Genomic DNA, 18,054 nt, shown 5'->3' on the forward strand with positions numbered 1-18,054 from the left:
GTGAAGCGGTCCAGGTCCCTGAAGACCATCGGGTGCAGCGGCTGCATCACGAACAGCGCGTTGACGCCGTGGTTGCGCAGCAGCCGCATCAGCGCTTCCAGCTCGCGCAGTTCGTCCTTGCCGGTCAGCGGTTGCGGCTGGAAGGCGGTCTTGCCGCCGGCCGCGACCGTCTGCAGGTACTTGTCGAAGAAATCGTCGCGCACCGCGTAGCGGTTGCGCGTCATCTGCGCCTGTTCGGCTTCCTGGGCCTCGCGCGCCAGGGCGTCCCAGTCCACCACCCGGGCCGCCGCCGTCGGACCGGCGGCTTCCTGCTCGGGCGCGGGGGCGGCGTGCGCGGGCGTCCACAGTCCGATCAGCCGCTGGCGGAAGACATAGGCCTGCTCGGCCGCCATCGACCATGCCACCCGGGCGTCGCCCTTGTCGCGCAGCCAGCGCGCCACCTGTTCGCGGCCCTCGGGCTGGCGCAGCAGGCGCGGCAGCAGGGGATTGGCATGCTCGCGGAATTCATCCGGGCCCAGCCCGCCGTCGCCGTCGAACCACCCCGGCGACACCATGATGACGACGCGCGAGGCGGACGAGAGGTCGTCGGCCAGCGCCGCCAGCACCAGCTGCATGCCCAGCGACTGGAAGCCCGAATGGCCGTAGGCCATGACCGGCATGCGCAGCTCGTCGGCCAGGAAGCGGTAGGGCACGAAGCGCAGGTCGGTGCTGGTCAGCTCGGACGAGCCCAGCACCACCAGCCGGTCGCCGGTGCGCAGCGCCTGGCTCAGCCGCGACAGGTTGCGGGTCTGGTCTTCGAGGGTGTTGCCGAGGTTGTGGATATAGACGCCCGTCGCCGCTTCGGCGCAGGGCCCGGTGCGCAGGGCCAGCCAGTGCCAGGCGCCCCAGCCCGCGGCCAGCGCGACGGACAAGGCCAGCGCCGCCGCCAGCGCATGCTGCCCAAGGGTGCGTGTGAACATGAGGAACCAGGAAGGCGCGGCGCGCGGATCGGGGTGAAAGAGAAGATTGTGAGCGGATGTTATCCAGCCCCCATGACCGAGACAAGCGCGCAAACCCGCGGGTGCCCGCGGATTCCCCTTTTTGCCACAGGGGGACCGGCACCCCCGGCCGGCTGCCCGGCGGAGAATGCGATAGCATCCTTGTCTGGCGGGGTCCTGGATTTCCAGGATTGACCGCGCCCCGGTCCGCCGGCGGCGTCCGTGCCCCGCGCCTTCCGCCCACTCCACGCCCGAGCGCCCATGACCGCCCCTACCCGTATCGCCCGCCGCCATCCCGACGAACTGATCATCGGCCTGGTGTCGATTTCCGACCGCGCGTCGGCCGGCGCCTACCAGGACGAGGGCCTGCCGTCCCTGCGCGCCTGGCTGGGCGGCGCGCTGGCCTCGCCGTGGCAGGCGGTGGACCGGCTGATCCCCGACGAAACCGCCCGCATCTCCGAGACGCTGATCGAGCTGGTCGACACCTGTGGCTGCGACCTGGTCCTGACCACCGGCGGCACCGGCCCGGCGCGCCGCGACGTCACGCCCGAGGCCACGCTGGCGGTCGGCACCAAGGAAATGCCGGGCTTCGGCGAGCAGATGCGCCAGATCAGCCTGCGCTTCGTGCCCACCGCTATCCTGTCGCGGCAGGTCGCCGTGATCCGCGAACGGCCCGCGCACGCTGCCCTGATCGTGAACCTGCCGGGCCAGCCCAAGGCGATCCGCGAGACCCTCGAAGGCCTGAAGGCCGATGACGGATCGACGCTGGTGCCGGGCATCTTCGCCGCCATTCCCTATTGCATCGACCTGATTGGCGGGCCCTATGCCGAGACCCGTCCCGAGGTCATCGCCGCGTTCCGCCCCAAATCGGCGCGCCGCCCGCAACCGTCGCCGGACGCTGCGGTATAGTTGGCCGCCTCTTCCCATTCATTGCCAGAGAGTCCTGATATGAAGGTCCGTACCGCCTTGTCCCTTACCGCCGTCGTGCTCGCCGTGTCGGCCTGCGCCAACGTCAAAGACGTCCGCGACCGCGATCCGGTGTTCTACGGCTCGACCCAGCGCACGGCCGACGAATACACCAACTGTGTCGCCGCGGCCTGGAAGGACCAGGGCGTGCGCTTCGAGCGCAAGGCAGTGCGCAACGGCTTCGAGCTGATCCAGTCGGACAGCCTGGGCGTCGAGGCGGTGCTGACCACCACCACCTGGAAGGGCAAGACCGAGGCCCGCCTGTCGACCCGCATCGCGCGTCGCGACCAGACCCTGATCGAACCGGCCAACCTGTGCCTGCAGCAGTGATGCCGCAACGCCGAGACATGCTGCGGCTGGGCCTGGCCGCGGCCGCGGTGTGCCTGGCCCTGCCGGTGCGCGCCAGGCAGGCGCCGGCCGCAGAGCAGGGCGGTTTCATCAGCCGCAAGCTCAATGCGCCGGTGCCTGGCGGCGTCGCCGTGCTGGCGCTGGGCGACGCGGCGACGGCGCCCGAGGTCACTTATCGCGATCGCCGCGTGCTGGTGGTGCGCGAAGACGGCAAGCAGTGGATCGCCGTCGTGGGCATCCCGCTGGCGGTCAAGCCGGGCCCGCAGGAAATTTCCGTGCGCGACGGCGCCGGCGCGCGCCAGCTGCCGTTCACCGTGCGCGCCAAGGAATACGTGGCGCAGCACATCACGCTGAAGAATCCGCGCCAGGTCAATCCCGATCCCGACGACATGAAGCGCATCGAGCGCGAGATGGCCGAGCAGAGCGCCGCCAACCGCGCCTACCGCGCCGGCGTCACGCCCAGCAACCTGCTGCTTGACCGCCCGGTCAGCGGCGGCCGCCTGTCCAGCCCGTTCGGCCTGCGTCGCTTCTTCAACGGCGAAGAGCGCAATCCGCATTCCGGCCTGGATTTCGCCGTGCCCGCCGGCACGCCGATCAAGGCGCCGGCCGCGGGCGTGGTGTCGCTGGTGGGGGATTATTTCTTCAACGGCAAGACCGTCTTCCTGGACCATGGCCAGGGCTTCGTGAGCATGTTCTGCCACATGTCGGCGATCGACGTGAAGGTGGGCGACGCCGTGGCGCGGGGCGGGGTGGTGGGCAAGGTCGGCGCGACCGGCCGGGCGACCGGCCCGCACCTGCACTGGAACGTCAGCCTGAACGATGCGCGGGTCGATCCCGCGATCTTCATCGGCGCCTTCAAGCCCTGACGCAGCGAGGCCCGCAGGCGCGGCAAGGCCGCGCCGGGCGTCGGCGCCGCTGTGAAACTCGATGGCTGGGGAAAAGGCCGGGCCGCCTTCAGGCGGTGGCCGCTTGCGGCGCGGGCGCGTCCTGCGGCTGCTGCAGGGAGATGCGATGCAGGACGTACTGGTGCATGCGCTCGGCGTACATCATCTGGTCCAGCATGCCGTGCAGCTGCACTTCCTGCTCGTCCAGGCAGTTGTCGTACTTGGTCTTGGCCTCGGCGTAGGTCAGGCCGGTATTGCGCAGGCTGTTGATGAACGCTTCACGCGATTGATGCAGCAGGCGCAGGCCTTCTTCCCCCTTGGCGAATCGTCTTCGCGTCAGGGAGAGCTGGTCGGCCGCTTCTTTCAATTCCTGTGTCAGATCCATCTTGCTGCTTCATGCGTGTTCCGCCGGGCCTGGCGCCGGGGGAGCGCCATTCTTTCACGAACCGGGGTCTTGCGCATTACTACGGCAGGGCGCGCGCGAGTTTAAGGCCATGGGGCAACCCGCGGCAGGGCGCCCGCCGTGGCGACGGCAGGCCGGCGAGGACGCCGGCCCCGCGGCTCAGCGGCGGTACTGCTGGGGACGGCTGGTCGGGGCGGGGCCGCGCTCGTCCTTGTGGCGGAAGTTGATGCGGCCCTTGGTCAGGTCGTACGGCGACATTTCCAGCGTGACGCGGTCACCGGCCAGGATGCGGATGCGGTGCTTGCGGATGCGGCCCGAGGCGTAGGCGCCGACTTCGATGCCGTTGTCCAGCGTGACGCGGTAGCGGCTATCGGGCAGCACTTCGTCAACGATGCCGTCCAGTTCGATGAGTTCTTCTTTAGCCATTCTCTACTCCTTGATCAATACGCGCCGCCATGCCGTCGGCATGGCGCGCCACCCGGGGATGGCGAGCGCGTCGGACTCTGTTAGCCAGGTCCAGCGGTTGAACGTAAAACGTCCGGGCAAGCGCGGGTATGGGCCACGGCATCCCAAGTGGATGTCTGAAATGACGGATACTCGCGCCGCGAGGGCAGTGTGCGCGTGATGCGCAGCTTGGTCGCGGGTCGGCGTTTGTGGCGCGTCGCCGGAAGAAGCGGGTTGGAGTGTCTGCTGCGATACCGGGCGACGCGGGTTGCGCCACGGGGCGAGGGCAGGTTTCACCCAAGAAAACCGGTTGCAGCGTCGCGGGAATGCCGGGCGAAAGTCCGTCCTGACCCGCCACTGCGGGTAGGTACTCAGACTGCCACCGTGGGTTGGCACTCAATGTTGTGAACGAAGCCCGGTTTTTGCGGAAAAATCACGGACTTATGTTACTGCAAAGCGCAATGATTAGCCAGTTTTTATCCGCCCTGAAGGCGTGATAGTTGCTATTGAACGACTGTGCGGCGGCGGATCCGGCCGCGGGAATAACGGGGAAGGAACGGTGGTCCCGCCCCGACAGGCGCGGGGCGGGAATGGCGTCCCTTATTGCGCCGGAATGCGCGCCTGGTAGTCCGTTTCCCAGCGCAGCAGCGCAGACCAGAACGGGCCCGGCTCGCGGCCCGCCAGGCGCGCGGACAGCACGCCCAGGTGCGCGTGCCAGCCGCCGGCCACGTCGATCATGTCGGCGCGCGAGGCCAGCTTGCGGTGGGTCAGCACCAGGCGGGTGCCATCGCCTTGCGGCGACAGCTCGAACGTCACTTCCGATGGCTGGCCCTGCGAGCCGCCCCAGGTGAACGCCAGCAGCCGCGGCGGCTCGCACCGGGTGATGACGCCGTGCGTGGTGACGCCGTTTTCATAGGGCTTGTAGGGCTCGGGCGTGGGCTCGGCCACGGAAGACAGGTCGGCGTGCACGAAGCGCAGCGTGACGCCGCCGCCTTCGCGCAGCTCCATGTCGCCGCTCGCCAGCCACAGTCCGCGCTTGTCGGATTCGGTCAGGAAGGCCCAGACCCGTTCCACGCTGGCGGGCAGGATACGGGTAAAGCAAAGGGACGCGGGGCTGGTGACGACACCGTAATCACTCATGTTGGCTCTCCGAGGGAGGCGGTCGGGGGGGCGCATGGGCGGCCAGCGCGGCTTCGAGCGCGTCCAGCCGACCCGACCAGAAATGTTCATAGAAGCGCAGCCATTGCATGGCTTCGGCCATCGGGGCCGGATTCAGGCTGCATACGTGGCTGCGGCCGTTGACGGTCCGCCGCAGCAGGCCGGCCCGTTCCAGCGCCTGCACGTGCTTGGAGGCGCCGGCGAAACTCATGCGCAGGGGCGCGGCCAGTTCACCGATGGTCCGGTCTCCGCCGGCCAGGCGCTGCAGCATGTCGCGGCGCGTGGGATCGGCCAGCGCGCGAAAGACGGCATCGAGGGACGGAGGAGGCAGTGATTCAACCATAGGGTTGAATATAGCCGTCCTCCCGATCAAAATTCAACTTCTTGGTTGAATTTTTATGTAACGGCGTGGGGCAGCGCCGTTTCCGCGTCCTCGTAGGCTTCGGGGTACTGCGGCAGGGTGTCGATGATGTCGAACCAGGGCGCCTTGCTGGCCACGTGACAGTGCGCGCCCGGCTTGATACCGGGGTCGTCGTCCAGCGCGCCCAGCGGCAGGCCGTAGATGTCGGGCGTCTGGTCGAAGCGGCTGAGCAGCGGCGTGCCGCAGGCTTCACAGAAGCCGCGGTAGTTGCCCGGCGACGAGCAATACCAGGTGACGTGGTTTTCCCCCTTGGTCCAGGCGAAATCCTTGGCCTGGACGGTGGCTCGGCTGCGGAAGGCGGCGCCGTGCGACTTGCGGCACATGGCGCAATGGCAGTTGAGGGCGTCGGTGAGCGGACCGGTGATCTGGTAGGCAACGCGGCCGCAGAGGCAGGAACCGTTGAGCATGATGACCGCCTGTCGGAAGGGGGATTCCTTGAATATACCCGCCGGCCGCGACAGTGGCGCGGCCATATATGACGGATGTCTTTCAGTCGGTTGCCATGACCCCTATTTTCAGCCAAATGATTCGATCGTCAGGTCATCGCGCTGTCATGCCGCGAAAACAGAATGCGCGAATGAACCAATCCAAGGGGTTTCAACGATGACATACGCCATCGAAGTACAGGGGCTCAGCAAGTCCTTCCATCCCGGCGCGCGGGCGCTGGACAACGTCGACCTGCGCGTGGCCGACGGCGAGATGGTGGCGCTGCTGGGCGCCTCGGGCTCGGGCAAGTCGACGCTGCTGCGCCATCTGGCGGGCTTCGTGGTCGGCGACGCCGGGCAGGGCAGCGTCACGGTCAATGGCCAGCTGATCCAGCGCCATGGCCGCCTGTCGCGCAAGGTGCGCGGCGCGCGCGCCAGCATCGGTTTCGTGTTCCAGCAGTTCAACCTGGTGGGCCGCCTGCCGGTGATCACCAACGTGCTGACCGGCCTGCTGCCGCGGGTGCCGATGTGGCGCAGCCTGACGCGCGTGTTCCTGCGCGATGAAGTCCGCCAGGGCCTCGACGCTCTTGCCCAGGTTGGTATAGACGACTATGCATTTCAGCGTGCCTCGACGCTGTCCGGCGGCCAGCAGCAGCGCGCCGCCATCGCCCGCACGCTGGTGCAGAACGCCCGCGTGATCCTGGCCGATGAGCCGATCGCCTCGCTCGATCCCGAGTCCTCGCGCCGCGTGATGGACACGCTGGCGCACATCAACCGCAGCCGCAAGGTGGCCGTGGTGGTCTCGCTGCACCAGGTCGACGTGGCCCTGCGCTACTGCCCGCGGGTGGTGGCGCTGCGCCACGGCAAGGTGGTCTACGACGGCCCCTCGGCCGACCTGACGCCGGCCATGCTGCGCGACCTGTACGGCTCGGAACTGAGCGAGCTGCTTCCCGAATATGCGCCGCAAGCTCAGCCCCTGCCGGGCCTGGCGCCGCTTTCCCAACAGGCCTACGCGGCCTGACCTTACCCGTTCCCTACCCGGAGCTTTCCATGCTACGCAGAACCTTTGTTGCCCTGATCGCCGCTGCCGCCTTGTCCACGCAAGTCCATGCGCAAGACGCCAAGACGCTGAACTTCGGCATCATCTCGACGGAATCGTCGACCAACCTGAAGTCGGTCTGGCAGCCCGTCATCGACGACCTGAGCCGCGCCATCGGCGTGCCGGTCAAGCCGTTCTTCGCTTCCGACTACGCCGGCATCATCGAAGGCATGCGCTTCAACAAGGTGCAGATGGCCTGGTACGGCAACAAGGCCGCCATCGAAGCGGTCGACCGCGCCAGCGGCGAAGTGTTCGCCTCGGTGATCGACAAGGACGGCAACCCGGGCTACTGGTCGCTGCTGATCGTCAACAAGGACAGCGACATCAAGACCCTGGACGATCTGCTCAAGCGCCGCGGCCAGCTGACCTACGGCGCCGGCGACCCCAACTCGACCTCGGGCACCGCCGTGCCGGGCTACTACCTGTGGGGCGCCAACAAGATCGAGCCGAAGACCTTCTTCAAGGCCGTGCGCGTCAGCAACCACGAAACCAATCTGCTGTCGGTCATCAACAAGCAGGTGGACGTGGCCGTCAACAACACCGAGGCGCTGGAGCGCTATCGCCTGAACACCGGCAAGGACGCCAACGACAGCGTGCGCATCCTGTGGAAGTCGCCGCTGATCCCGGCCGATCCGCTGGTCATGCGCACCGACCTGCCGGCCGACATGAAAGCCAAGATCCGAGACTTCTTCGTCAACTACGGCAAGGGCAAGGACGCCGCGCGCGAAATGGCCAACCTGAAGGCGCTGACCTACCAGGGCTTCCGCGCCTCGGACAACCAGCAGCTGGTGCCGATCCGCCAGATCGAACTGGCGCGCGAGAAGGCCAAGATCGAAGCCGACGCCACCATCGGCCAGGCCGAGAAGCAGAAGCAGCTGGCCGACCTGGACGCCAAGCTGGCCAGCCTGGGCCAGCCGACCGCCAAGCAGTAACGATGCCGCGCCGCGCCGGCGCCTGCCCCGCAAGCGCCGGCGCGCGTCCATCCGATTTTTCACCTCCGGAATCCTCATGACCCTGGCCGTGCCTTCTTCCCGTTCCCCCGCCGCCCCGCGCTCGTCGCTGCCGGTCCTGCTCGTATGGGCCTTCGTGCTGGCGCTGCTGGTGATGTCCTGGCGCGGCGCCGACATGCGGCCGCTGGACCTGTTGCGGGACTCGGGCAACATGGCCCAGTTCGCCGCCGACTTCTTCCCGCCCAATTTCCGCGACTGGCGCATGTACCTGGACGAGATGGTGGTGACGGTGCAGATCGCGGTGTGGGGCACGTTCCTGGCGATCGTGGTGGCGGTGCCGCTGGGGCTGCTGTGCTCGTCGAACATGGTGCCGGCCTGGGTCTACCAGCCGATGCGGCGCCTGATGGACGCCTGCCGCGCCATCAATGAAATGGTGTTCGCGATGCTGTTCATCGTGGCGGTGGGCCTGGGGCCCTTCGCCGGCGTGCTGGCGCTGTGGGTGCATACCACCGGCGTGCTGGCCAAGCTGTTCTCCGAGGCGGTCGAGGCCATCGACCCGCGCCCGGTGGAGGGCGTGCGCGCCACCGGCGCCAATGCGCTCGAAGAGATCGTCTATGGCGTGATCCCGCAGGTGCTGCCGCTGTGGATCTCGTATTCGCTGTACCGCTTCGAGTCGAACGTGCGCTCGGCCTCGGTGGTGGGCATCGTCGGCGCCGGCGGCATCGGCACCGTGCTGTGGGAGATCATCCGCAGCTTCCGCTACGCCGAGACCTGCGCGGTGATGATCATCATCGTCGGCTTCGTGGTCGTGATCGACATGGCCTCGGCCCGCATCCGCCGCGCGCTGATCTGAGCCAGGGGGCGCGTCGTGGCGCCCCCTTTGTTCAACCGGCCGGTGTCAGCGCCAGGAAGGCCGGCAGGGCCAGCAGGCCCGCCAGCCGGGCGGCGGCGAGGTCGGCCGGCGTCAGCGCCGCGCGCGGCATCAGGAAGTTGACGGTGCCCAGGCAGGCGCCGTCGAACACCACCGGCACGTTGATCACCGACCGCAGGCCGAGCGCCTGGATGGCGTCGTGGTCGTCGAAGAACTCGCGGATCGCGTCGACCCCCTCGCCGATGAAGACCTTGCGTTCGAGCAGGACGTGGCGGCCCCAGGCGGTGCCGCGCTTGTCCTTGCTGCCGCCGGGGGGATAGGCCGCGGGATTGGAGCTGTACAGCCGCACCACCCGCATTTGTTCGGCGTCGTGGCGGTTGATGGTGCACAGCGTGTGCCCCAGCGTGCCATGGGCATGGGCGTCGAGCGCGGCGAAGGCGGCCGGGGCCGAGGCCTCGGCATAGGCCTGCGCCAGGCGCTCTACGGCGGGAGTGTCGGACGTGAGGCTCATTCGGCGGTGATTCCCAGTTCCTTGATCAGCTTGCCGTATTTGTCGGCGTCGCGCGCCAGCACCTGGCCGAACTGCTCCGGCGTGGTGTCCAGCAGCAGCACGCCCATGTCGCCCATCTTCTTGATGACGTCGGGGCGCTTGAGGATCTTGTTGATTTCCTGGTTCAGGCGCGTCGTCAGCGCCGGCGGCATGCCGGCCGGGCCGAAGGCGCCGTACCAGACCGACAGTTCGTAGCCGGGCAGGGTCTCGGCCACGGTCGGCACGTCGGGCAGCAGCGGCGAGCGTTGTTCTTCGGTGACGGCCAGCAGCTTGAGCTTGCCGGTCTGCACGTGCGGCAGGGTCTGCGTGCCGGCGCTGAACAGCACCTGGGTGCGGCCGGCCACGGTGTCCAGCACCGCGGGCGCGCCGCCGCGGTAGGGGATGTGCATCATCTTCACGCCGGCGGCCTTCTCGAACAGCGCGGCGCTCAGGTGGTTGGTCGAGCCCTGGCCGGCCGAGGCGTAGGCCACCTTGTCGGGATTGGCCTTGACGTAGTCGATGAATTCCTTGACGTTGCTGGCCGGCACCGAGGGGTGCACCACCATCGTGTTGGTGACCAGCGCCAGTTCGGCGATGGGCGTGAAGTCCTTGGCGCCGTCGAACGGCATGCTGCTGTACAGCGCCTGGTTCATGGTGTGGGTGCTCATCGAGCCGACCAGCAGCGTGTAGCCGTCGGGCTTGGCGCGCGCGACGAAGGTGCTGCCGATGTTGCCCGAGGCGCCCGAGCGGTTCTCGACGATGACGGGTTGGCCGAGCGATTGCGTCAGTCCTTCGGACAGCACGCGCGCCAGGATGTCGGTGGAGCCGCCGGCGGCCCACGGCACGATCAGCGTGATCGGCTTTTCGGGCCAGGCGGCGTGCGCCAGCGCGGGCGCGGCGCAAGCCAGGGTCAGGGCGCAGGCGCGCAACAGTCGTCGGATGGTCTTCATGGTGTTTACCCCTTGCGATAAGGCCGGTCTCGTCGCCGGCTGGATGGAAAATCGGTTCATCGGCCGACCGCGTAGCCCTGCATGCCGCGCGGGTTGGCGGCGGCGCGCAGCAACAGGCCGCCGCCGGCCGCCGGTTCGCGGGTGCAGGCGCTGATGTGGCCTTCGGACCAGTCGGGGCCGACGCGCACGTCGTGGCCGGCCTCGCGCAGCGCCTGCCGCGTGGCCTCGGGCAGGCGGCCTTCGACGGTCAGGCGGTTCAGCGTCAGCGAACGCGGCCAGAACGAGCCCGGGAAATGGTCGATGTGCCAGGACGGCGCGTCGATCGCCTGCTGCAGGTTCAGGCCCATGGCGTGGCGCAGGAAGAAGGACACGGTCCACTGGTCCTGCTGGTCGCCGCCGGGCGTGCCGAAGGCCATGTAGGGCTGGCCGTCGCGCAGCGCCAGGCCGGGCGACAGCGTGGTGCCGGGCCGCTTGCCGGGTTGCAGCTGGCCGGGCACGCCGTCGTCCAGCCAGGTCATCTGCAGCCGCGTGGTCAGCGGAAAGCCCAGCGCCGGCACCACCGGGCTGGACGACAGCCAGCCGCCGGACGGCGTGGCCGCGACCATGTTGCCGTCGCGGTCGATGACGTCGATCTGGCAGGTGTCGCCGACGAAGATCTCGCGCGCGGCCCATTCGGCCACCGGCGGCAGCGCCGCGAAGGTCGGCTCGCCCACGCCGAAGCGGGTGTCGGACGCGGCCAGGGTGCGGGCGGCGACCTCCAGGTCGGGCAGGCGCGGCGCGCGGCCCGCGGGGGAGCCGGGTTGCAGCGTGGTGGCGGCGCGCGGGCCGATGGCGGCGGCGCGCGCGGGCGTAGTCGTCGCTCAGCAGCGCGGCCAGCGGCACGTCGACGAAATCGGGATCGCCGTACCAGGCGGCGCGGTCGGCGAAGGCCAGCTTGGCGGCCTCGGCGATGCGGTGCACGAATTGCGGCGAGGCCGGGTCCAGCCCGTCCATTTGCAGGTGGCGCAGCAGCGCCAGCTGCTGCAGGTGAACCGGGCCTTGCGACCAGACGCCGCACTTGGCAACCGTGTAGCGGCCGTATTGCAGCGTGACCGGATCGTCGTAGCGGGCGCGCCAGTCGGCCAGGTCGGCCTTGCGCAGCAGGCCGCGATTGCGCTGGCCGGTGGTGTCGCGCACCGCTTCATGGGTGTAGTAGGCGTCGATCTCGTCGGCGACGAAGCCGCGGTACCAGATGGCCAGCGCGGCGTCGATGCGGCCGGCGCGGTCGGTCGCCGCCGCGTGGGCTTCGTCCAGGATGCGGGTGTAGGTGGCGGCGATGGCCGGCGTGCGCAGCAGCGCGCCGGGCGCGGGCACCTTGCCGTCGGGCAGCCAGACGGCGGCCGAGCTGGTCCACTCGTCGCGGAACAGGGCCTGCACCGCGAGGATGGCCTGCGAGATGCGCGGCACCAGCGGAAAACCGTTGCGGGCGTAGTCGATGGCCGGGCGCAGCACGTCGGCCAGTTCCCAGGTGCCGTAGTCGCGCAGCAGGGTCAGCCAGGCGCCGAAGGCGCCGGGCACGGTGGCGGGCAGCAGCCCGATGCCGGGCACCAGGTCCACGCCCAGTCCGCGGAAATAGGCCGGCGTCGCCAGCGCCGGCGCCGGCCCCTGGCCGCACAGCGCGCGCATGCGGCCTTCCCGCTCGCTCCACAGCAGGATCGGCACTTCGCCGCCGGGGCCGTTCAGGTGCGGCTCGACGATCTGCAGCGTGAAGCCGCCGGCCACCGCGGCGTCGAAGGCGTTGCCGCCGCGCTCCAGCACGCCCATGGCGACCTGCGAGGCCAGCCAGTGGGTGGACGAGGCGACGCCGAAGGTGCCGCGGATTTCCGGGCGGGTGGTGAAGTCGGACATGGGCGGTCGGGCGGGGTGGGGATACGGCGCAGTATAGGGTCGTGAAATAACTGATGTGTCCGTTGTTGGCATAATTGAATAACCAATCAGTTATGAGTAGACCGCCGTGACCTGGGACGCCGCCCGACTCGCCAACCGCCTGCGCCACCGCCACCTGGCGCTGTTGGCCAATATCGCCAAGCACGGCACGCTGACCCGCGTGGCGGCCGCCACCGGCATCAGCCAGCCCGCCGCCACCAAGGCGCTGGCCGAGCTCGAGGACATCTTCGGCGCGCCGCTGTTCCTGCGCACCGGGCGCGGCATGCAGCCCACCCCGCTGGGCGAACTGGCGCTGGTGCGGGCCCGCCGCATGCAGGGCGACCTGGACCTGTGGGCGCGCGAGGTCGAGGCGCTGCACGACGGCCGCGCGGCGCATCTGCATGTGGGCGTGGTGCCGTACGTGTCGAGCGCGCTGCTGACCGCCGCCATCGGCCGGCTGCACCAGCGCCACGGCGTGACCCTGACGCTGCACCGCGCCACCACCGACCACCTGGTGCCGATGCTGCGGCGGCAGGAACTCGATTGCATCATCAGCCGGGCGACCTCGACCGTGGCGCAGGACGACCTGACCCATCGCGTGCTGTACCGCCAGCGGCCGCGCCTGATCGCGCACAGCCGATTGGCGCAGCGCCTGGCGCGGCGAGCGGCGGATTGGGCGGCGGTCGCGCAGATGGATTGGGTGCTGCCGGCGGTCAACACGCCGACGCGCCAGCTGATCGTCGAACACTTCATCCGCGCCGGCCTGCGTTCGCCGGCGCCGGTGTTGGAAGCCTATTCCACCGATGTGATCGAGGGCATGCTGAGCGCCAATCCCGCGCTGATGTCGGTGGTGCCCGAGGACATCGCGCGCGAACTGTGCCAGCGCGGCAAGCTGGGCATGGTGCCGTGGGACTTCGGCTGGGAGTTGCCGCCGATCAACCTGATCCGCCGCCGACGCGAGCAGGCGCTGGCGGCGGAGGAGTGGTTCTCGGCGATCCTGCTGGAGCTGTGCGCCGACCTGGGGCCGGACGCGCGGCCGCGGGAGTGAGGCGTCCGGCCGGCGCGGCCGTGGCGTCGCGGCGGCCGTTTCGCGGCGATGCCGGCGCGGGCTACGCGATCAGGCGGCCGCGGGCGATATCCAGCAGTTCGGCGGCGGCGGCTTCGGGCGCGCCGTTGTTGCCGACGCGCAGCAGGCGGCAACCCTCGGGGACCGGGAAATCCTGCGCGGCGCGCTGCAGGCGCTGGGCGATCTGTTCGGGCGTTTCGCGGCCGCGCGCCGCCAGCCGCCGCGCCAGTTGCGCGGGGTCGACCGTGATCTCGACCGCGGTCAGCGCCGGATAGCGCCGGTGGGCCTCGGCCAGGTGCGCGCGCGAACCGTTGATGATGACGGCCGCGCCGCAGTCCAGCCAGGTGTCGACCTCGATGCCGATGCCGTAATGCAGGCCATGGCTGGCCCAGCACAGCGCGAAGCAGCCGAGCGCGGCGCGGCGCGCGAATTCCTCGACGCTCAGGCGCAGCGCGTCTTCGGTGGCGCCGCTGTCGCGCGTGATGTAGCGGTGCGCCACCAGCACCGGTTCGTCGCCGCGCAGGCCGGCGCGCAGCAGCCGCAGCAAGGTGTCCTTGCCGCTGCCGGAGGCGCCCATCAGGTAGATCAGGCGCGCGCCGCTGGCGGGGTCGGGCGGGTTCATGCCGCGGCAGGTCCTTCCAGGTAGGCCGCGCCCGCCGCGTCGGCGTGGCTGCCGTCGAAGTGGTAGTGGCGCGCCGCGATGAAGTCGGCGCCCGCCCGCGGCTGCACATACACGCTCACGCCGGGAACCGCCATGGGCTGGCCGCGCAGCGGGTCGGCGAAGGCGGCGATGCCGGCCTGCGCCTGTTCCAGCGCATGGCCGTCGAGCTTGCCGGTCAGCGTGATGTGGAAGGTGAAAGTGTCGAACACGTACGGGTAGCCCCAGCGCGCCAGCATGGCCTGCTGCTCGGGCGAGAGCGCATGCGCCTGGCGCCGGGCCAGTTCGTCTTCGCTGGGCGCGGCGCGCAAGTCGTCCAGGCCGCGCACGGCGGCGGCGGCCAGGGCGTTGATGCGGGCACGGCCCTCGGCGTCCGAGGCGGCGATGCGCCAGGCCAGGAAGCCGCGCAGCGGCTCGCATTCGAGCTGGATGCCGAAGGCGTCATCGGCGGCGGCGAGCTGGCGCGCGGCGGCATCGACGTCCCGCGGCGTGGCGCCGGCGCGCAGCCGGAACGGCGGCTTCAGCGTGGCGTGCAGGCCGTAGTGGCGCGGCGCCTGGGTCCAGTCGCGCGCGGCCTCGGGTTGGCCGGGCAGCGGCGGCAGGGCCGCGCCGGTGTCGGCGCAGCGGCCCAGCCAGCGGCTGCCGAGTTCACGCCAGGGGCCGGTGGGGGCCAGGTATAGCGCATAGCGGTGGGCCAGCGGCATGGTCAGGCCGCCATGCGCTGGTTGCGGTCGTCGCCGAAAGCGCGGGTGGCGTAGCGCAGCTCGCCGCCGACGATGGCGGCGCAGACGTGCGGCAGGCCGGGCACCTGGTCGTCGACCACGATGGCGTCGGCGATCAGGCTGGGCGCCAGCGCGCCGCGATCCTGCAGGCCGGCGGCGCGGGCCGGGTTCAGCGACACCAGGTTCCAGGCCTGCTCCAGCGGCAGCACGCCGTCGTTCACCAGCCGCAGCGCCGCCGCCAGCGGGGCGGGGTAGTAATAGTCGGAAGTGAGGATGTCGCACAGGCCGGCGCGCACCATCTCGGTGGCGCTGGGGGCGTTGGTGTGGCTGCCGCCGCGCACCACGTTGGGCGCGCCGAACACCACCGAGTTGCCCAGGTCGCGGGCCACGCCGGCGGCATCGCGCGTCAGCGGGAATTCCGCCACACTGCAGCCCAGCTGGTGGTAGTAGCGGCGGGTGGCGGCGTCGGGGTCGTCGTGCGAGGCGACCTTCAGGCCGGCCGCCTGCGCGCAGGCGGTCAGTTCGCGCATGGCGTCGGCCACCGCGTCGGCCGCGCCCATGGCGCGGCGGATGCGTTCCTGGAAGGTATCCAGGTCGCATTCGGCGCGGTCTGCGTATTGCAGCAGCTTGCGGTCGTCGCCCAGGCGGCGCGCCATGCTGGGCAGGTGGTCGTTGAGCGCGACGAAGCGCACGCGGCCGTCGCGGATCCATTGCTGGGCGGTCTCGACGCCGCCGACGTGGTGGGTCTCGAAACGCAGGTGCACGTAGTGGCGCGCGCCCATGATGTGGCGCATGCGTTCGAGGGCGGCGAACATGCGCTCGGCATAGGCTTCGCCGCGCAGGCCGCCTTCCCATGACAGCGTGACGCCGTGGAATTCGGTGGTGATGCCGTTGGCCAGCAACTGGCGGTCGACGTCGAACAGCGCGCCGTCGTAGGGGAAGGTGACGCTGGGGCGCGGCATGATGGCGCGCTCGAAGGCGTCGCCATGCAGGTCGACGATGCCGGGCAGCACCAGCAGATTGCCGGCGTCGAACCAGGCCGCGCCGCGCGCGGGCGTGCCGCCGGCGTCGTCGATCAGTCCTCCATGGAATCGCAGGCTGGCGTGTTCGATGCCGCGAGGGGTCAGGATACGTTGGCCTGTGACACCGGCCAGGGGCGAGGGGGGCGTGTGCTTGGTTCATGACGGGAAAGTTAGCGGTGCTGCATTACAACCAGATGTCTAGATGAGTGAAATCGCAAGACGGCGCAAGCGGCCGCGCGCGGCCGCCGCGCGCCGGCCTCAACTGTCGTCGGCCACCATGAGCTGGACCAGGTCGCCGACGAAACGGGTGATGCTGTATTGCAACGGCGCGCCGGCCTGGTCCACGTTCAGGGCCTCGACCTGCAGGATCGGGCGCGTCTTGGGCTGGCCCAGGATGCGCGCCACCTCCGGCGACGGCAGCGTGGCGGTGATACGCGACCATTTGCGCGTGTAGTCGCCGATGTCGTAGTGGGCGTAGACCTTCGATACCGACCGCAGCGCGTTCATGCGCTCGATGAAGTCGGGGAAGCGCTTTTCGTCGAAGTAGTGTTCGGACGCGCTGATGGGGCGGTTCTCGGCCTTGCCCACCATCTGCACGCGCAGCAGCGGGGCGTTGCGCGCCAGGCCCAGGTGCTTGGCGATGTCGGCCGCGCGCAGCGTCTGGCTGCCCAGGGCTTCGAGATGGCCCAGCATGCCCTGGCTGCGCAGGTTCTCGGAAAAGCGCGTGCGCTTGCCGATGGCGTAGTCGATGGCGTGTTCCTGCACGAAGGTGCCGCGGCCCTGTTCGATGCGCACCAGTCCGCTCTGTTCCAGTTCGCCCATGGCGCGCCGGATGGTGTGGCGGTTGACGGAGAACTTGGCGGCCAGCTCCGGTTCGGAGGGCAGTTGTTCGCCCGCCATGTACAACTTGTTGCGGATGTCGTCCGCCAGCGACTCGCCGATCTGTCGCCACACGGCGATACCGGAACCTCTTTCGACCATAGGATGTGCTCGTGCTGTCATATCAGCTTCATCAAGAATGGCTGTGATTGTGCACCAAGCGGCGGGCGCGGGATAGGCAATGCGTCCCCGCCGCAACTGTCATCAAAAATTCACGCCAGGCTGTTGAACTTCCACTTGAACGCGATCATACTCCATCCAGTCGTCTAGACGTTTAGAGGAAACAATGGACCATCCACAAACCGCGCAGGGTGAAACCCAGGCGCAACGGGCCGCCTGGATGCGGGTGTTGGCACTGGCCGATCCGGCCATGCTGGAAGGGGCGTTCGGCGCGCTTGGCGGCGTGCCGCCGCATCAGATGCTGCGCCCGGCGCAGACCGGCATGGCCATGGCGTGGGCCCGCAGCGGCGGCACCGGCGCGCGCTTCAACCTGGGCGAAATGACGGTGACGCGCTGCGCCGTCAGCCTGGAGAACGGCGTGGTCGGCATCGCCTACGTGCAGGGCCGGTCGCTGCGCCATGCCGAGCAGGCCGCGGTGGCCGACGCGCTGCTGCAACTGCCCGATTGGCACGACACGGTGCAGGCGCAGCTGATCCAGCCGCTGGCGCGCGAACGCGCCGAGCGCATCGAGCGCCAGGCGCGCGTCGCCGCGCAGACCAAGGTCGAATTCTTCACGATGGTGCGAGGCGAGGACTGACATGCATCAAGAACTTCTTGGCGCCGCGGCCGCGAGCCGCAAGCTGCTGCCGGGTTTCGCGGACCCGGTGAACGACGCGCAGGCCACCTTCCGCACCGCGCTCGACGCCATGGCGCATCCGGGCCGCGTGTACGAAGTGGCCGCCGCCAGCGGCGTGCCGGCCGGCCTGTCGCCGGCGCTGACCGCGCTGCTGCTGACGCTGGTGGACGTGGACACGCCGCTGTGGCTGCCGCAGGGCCTGGACGCCAGCGTGCTGGATTTCCTGCGTTTCCATTGCGCCTGCCCGATGGTGCCGTCGGCCTCGCTGGCGCGCTTCGCGGCGGTGCCGGCGGGCGGCGGCGTGCCCGCGCTGGCGTCGTGCCATCCCGGCGACCCGGCCTATCCGGACCTGTCCACCACGCTGCTGATCGAGGTCGCGTCGCTGGACGCCGGCGCCGCAGTCACGCTGACCGGCCCCGGCATCCAGAGCCGCCAGGCGCTGCGCGCCGCCGGCCTGCCGGACGGCTTCTGGCGCGACTGGCGCATCAACCATCAACGTTTTCCGCTGGGCGTCGACGTGTTCCTGACGCACGGGCGGCAACTGTGCGCGCTGCCCCGCAGCACGCGCGTGGAGAGCTGAC

General features: G+C 69.7%; 21 protein-coding genes and 1 pseudogene. 9 read left to right on the plus strand and 13 right to left on the minus strand.

The features are described 5' to 3' along the window. Positions 1 to 959 (minus strand): D-alanyl-lipoteichoic acid biosynthesis protein DltD (locus AOZ49_RS14485; RefSeq protein WP_054476053.1); only part of this gene is annotated, 959 nt, incomplete at its 3' end. Between the two features lie 279 nt (positions 960 to 1,238). Here AOZ49_RS14485 and mog point away from each other — a divergent pair. Genes mog through AOZ49_RS14500 form a run of 3 tightly spaced genes read left to right on the plus strand, consistent with a single transcriptional unit; the run spans position 1,239 to position 3,157 of the window. Then, entirely contained in the window at positions 1,239 to 1,886 is a 648-nt protein-coding gene (mog, locus tag AOZ49_RS14490) for a molybdopterin adenylyltransferase (protein WP_054428522.1), read from the plus strand. A gap of 39 nt (positions 1,887 to 1,925) precedes the next feature. Beyond that, positions 1,926 to 2,273 carry a hypothetical protein gene (locus tag AOZ49_RS14495; RefSeq protein ID WP_054428521.1) on the plus strand — a complete coding sequence of 116 codons (348 nt, stop codon included), beginning with the start codon at positions 1,926 to 1,928 and terminating at the stop codon, positions 2,271 to 2,273. Continuing rightward, positions 2,273 to 3,157 carry a peptidoglycan DD-metalloendopeptidase family protein gene (locus AOZ49_RS14500; RefSeq protein WP_197286730.1) on the plus strand — a complete coding sequence of 295 codons (885 nt, stop codon included), beginning with the start codon at positions 2,273 to 2,275 and terminating at the stop codon, positions 3,155 to 3,157. The genes AOZ49_RS14495 and AOZ49_RS14500 overlap by 1 nt, the downstream gene beginning before the upstream one ends. Positions 3,158 to 3,245: 88 nt before the next feature. Here the strand turns inward: AOZ49_RS14500 and AOZ49_RS14505 are convergent, their stop codons facing one another. From AOZ49_RS14505 to AOZ49_RS14525, 5 genes are all read right to left on the minus strand, one after another. After that, complete coding sequence (locus AOZ49_RS14505) at positions 3,246 to 3,560, minus strand: hypothetical protein (protein WP_054460441.1); 315 nt, start codon at positions 3,558 to 3,560, stop codon at positions 3,246 to 3,248. A 177-nt stretch (positions 3,561 to 3,737) separates the two neighbouring features. After that, a complete protein-coding gene (infA, locus tag AOZ49_RS14510) occupies positions 3,738 to 4,004 on the minus strand; it encodes a translation initiation factor IF-1 (RefSeq protein WP_006390837.1) in 267 nt (88 codons plus the stop codon). 618 nt (positions 4,005 to 4,622) lie between these two features. Then, positions 4,623 to 5,162, minus strand: a complete 540-nt coding sequence (locus AOZ49_RS14515; RefSeq protein ID WP_054476055.1) for an SRPBCC family protein — start codon at positions 5,160 to 5,162, stop codon at positions 4,623 to 4,625. Beyond that, complete coding sequence (locus AOZ49_RS14520; protein WP_054476056.1) at positions 5,155 to 5,523, minus strand: ArsR/SmtB family transcription factor; 369 nt, start codon at positions 5,521 to 5,523, stop codon at positions 5,155 to 5,157. Before AOZ49_RS14520 ends, AOZ49_RS14515 begins: the two co-directional genes overlap by 8 nt. A gap of 53 nt (positions 5,524 to 5,576) precedes the next feature. Continuing rightward, entirely contained in the window at positions 5,577 to 6,008 is a 432-nt protein-coding gene (locus AOZ49_RS14525; RefSeq protein WP_054476138.1) for a GFA family protein, read from the minus strand. A 196-nt stretch (positions 6,009 to 6,204) separates the two neighbouring features. Between AOZ49_RS14525 and phnC the strand changes: the two genes are divergently transcribed. The 3 genes from phnC (at position 6,205) to phnE (ending at position 8,928) form a co-directional block, all read left to right on the plus strand. Beyond that, positions 6,205 to 7,047 carry a phosphonate ABC transporter ATP-binding protein gene (phnC, locus tag AOZ49_RS14530; protein ID WP_054476058.1) on the plus strand — a complete coding sequence of 281 codons (843 nt, stop codon included), beginning with the start codon at positions 6,205 to 6,207 and terminating at the stop codon, positions 7,045 to 7,047. A gap of 29 nt (positions 7,048 to 7,076) precedes the next feature. Further along, positions 7,077 to 8,057 carry a phosphonate ABC transporter substrate-binding protein gene (gene phnD / locus AOZ49_RS14535; protein WP_054476061.1) on the plus strand — a complete coding sequence of 327 codons (981 nt, stop codon included), beginning with the start codon at positions 7,077 to 7,079 and terminating at the stop codon, positions 8,055 to 8,057. Between the two features lie 76 nt (positions 8,058 to 8,133). After that, the gene (gene phnE, locus AOZ49_RS14540; RefSeq protein WP_054428514.1) at positions 8,134 to 8,928 is read left to right on the plus strand and encodes a phosphonate ABC transporter, permease protein PhnE; all 795 of its coding nucleotides are present in this window, start codon (positions 8,134 to 8,136) and stop codon (positions 8,926 to 8,928) included. A 31-nt stretch (positions 8,929 to 8,959) separates the two neighbouring features. On the opposite strand, the gene AOZ49_RS14545 is transcribed toward phnE, so the two are convergent. The 3 genes and pseudogenes from AOZ49_RS14545 to AOZ49_RS14555 form a co-directional block, all read right to left on the minus strand. Beyond that, positions 8,960 to 9,457: a GAF domain-containing protein gene (locus AOZ49_RS14545; RefSeq protein ID WP_054428513.1), complete on the minus strand. Its 498-nt coding sequence runs from the start codon at positions 9,455 to 9,457 to the stop codon at positions 8,960 to 8,962. After that, positions 9,454 to 10,425: a Bug family tripartite tricarboxylate transporter substrate binding protein gene (locus tag AOZ49_RS14550; RefSeq protein ID WP_054476063.1), complete on the minus strand. Its 972-nt coding sequence runs from the start codon at positions 10,423 to 10,425 to the stop codon at positions 9,454 to 9,456. The genes AOZ49_RS14545 and AOZ49_RS14550 overlap by 4 nt, the downstream gene beginning before the upstream one ends. Before the next feature lie 56 nt (positions 10,426 to 10,481). Next, positions 10,482 to 12,312 (minus strand): annotated as a pseudogene (locus AOZ49_RS14555) (gamma-glutamyltransferase family protein). Positions 12,313 to 12,418: 106 nt separating this feature from the next. Here AOZ49_RS14555 and AOZ49_RS14560 point away from each other — a divergent pair. Then, positions 12,419 to 13,378 carry a LysR family transcriptional regulator gene (locus AOZ49_RS14560; protein ID WP_054428510.1) on the plus strand — a complete coding sequence of 320 codons (960 nt, stop codon included), beginning with the start codon at positions 12,419 to 12,421 and terminating at the stop codon, positions 13,376 to 13,378. Positions 13,379 to 13,439: 61 nt separating this feature from the next. On the opposite strand, the gene phnN is transcribed toward AOZ49_RS14560, so the two are convergent. From phnN to phnF, 4 genes are all read right to left on the minus strand, one after another. Beyond that, positions 13,440 to 14,018 carry a phosphonate metabolism protein/1,5-bisphosphokinase (PRPP-forming) PhnN gene (gene phnN / locus AOZ49_RS14565; RefSeq protein WP_054476065.1) on the minus strand — a complete coding sequence of 193 codons (579 nt, stop codon included), beginning with the start codon at positions 14,016 to 14,018 and terminating at the stop codon, positions 13,440 to 13,442. After that, on the minus strand, positions 14,015 to 14,758 hold the full coding sequence (locus AOZ49_RS14570; protein ID WP_054476067.1) for a DUF1045 domain-containing protein: 744 nt from the start codon (positions 14,756 to 14,758) through the stop codon (positions 14,015 to 14,017). Before AOZ49_RS14570 ends, phnN begins: the two co-directional genes overlap by 4 nt. Before the next feature lie 2 nt (positions 14,759 to 14,760). Further along, complete coding sequence (locus AOZ49_RS14575; RefSeq protein ID WP_054476069.1) at positions 14,761 to 15,930, minus strand: alpha-D-ribose 1-methylphosphonate 5-triphosphate diphosphatase; 1,170 nt, start codon at positions 15,928 to 15,930, stop codon at positions 14,761 to 14,763. Positions 15,931 to 16,056: 126 nt separating this feature from the next. Next, positions 16,057 to 16,779, minus strand: coding sequence for a phosphonate metabolism transcriptional regulator PhnF (gene phnF / locus AOZ49_RS14580; RefSeq protein WP_006390823.1), 723 nt, complete (start codon positions 16,777 to 16,779; stop codon positions 16,057 to 16,059). Between the two features lie 184 nt (positions 16,780 to 16,963). Here phnF and phnG point away from each other — a divergent pair, with 184 nt between their 5' ends. Beyond that, positions 16,964 to 17,434, plus strand: a complete 471-nt coding sequence (gene phnG, locus AOZ49_RS14585) for a phosphonate C-P lyase system protein PhnG (protein ID WP_054476070.1) — start codon at positions 16,964 to 16,966, stop codon at positions 17,432 to 17,434. A gap of 1 nt (position 17,435) precedes the next feature. After that, positions 17,436 to 18,053: a phosphonate C-P lyase system protein PhnH gene (gene phnH, locus AOZ49_RS14590; RefSeq protein WP_054428505.1), complete on the plus strand. Its 618-nt coding sequence runs from the start codon at positions 17,436 to 17,438 to the stop codon at positions 18,051 to 18,053. Position 18,054: the final 1 nt, after the last annotated feature.

It is taken from the genome of Achromobacter sp. 2789STDY5608615, from assembly GCF_001298995.1.
GTDB lineage: Bacteria > Pseudomonadota > Gammaproteobacteria > Burkholderiales > Burkholderiaceae_B > Achromobacter > Achromobacter insuavis.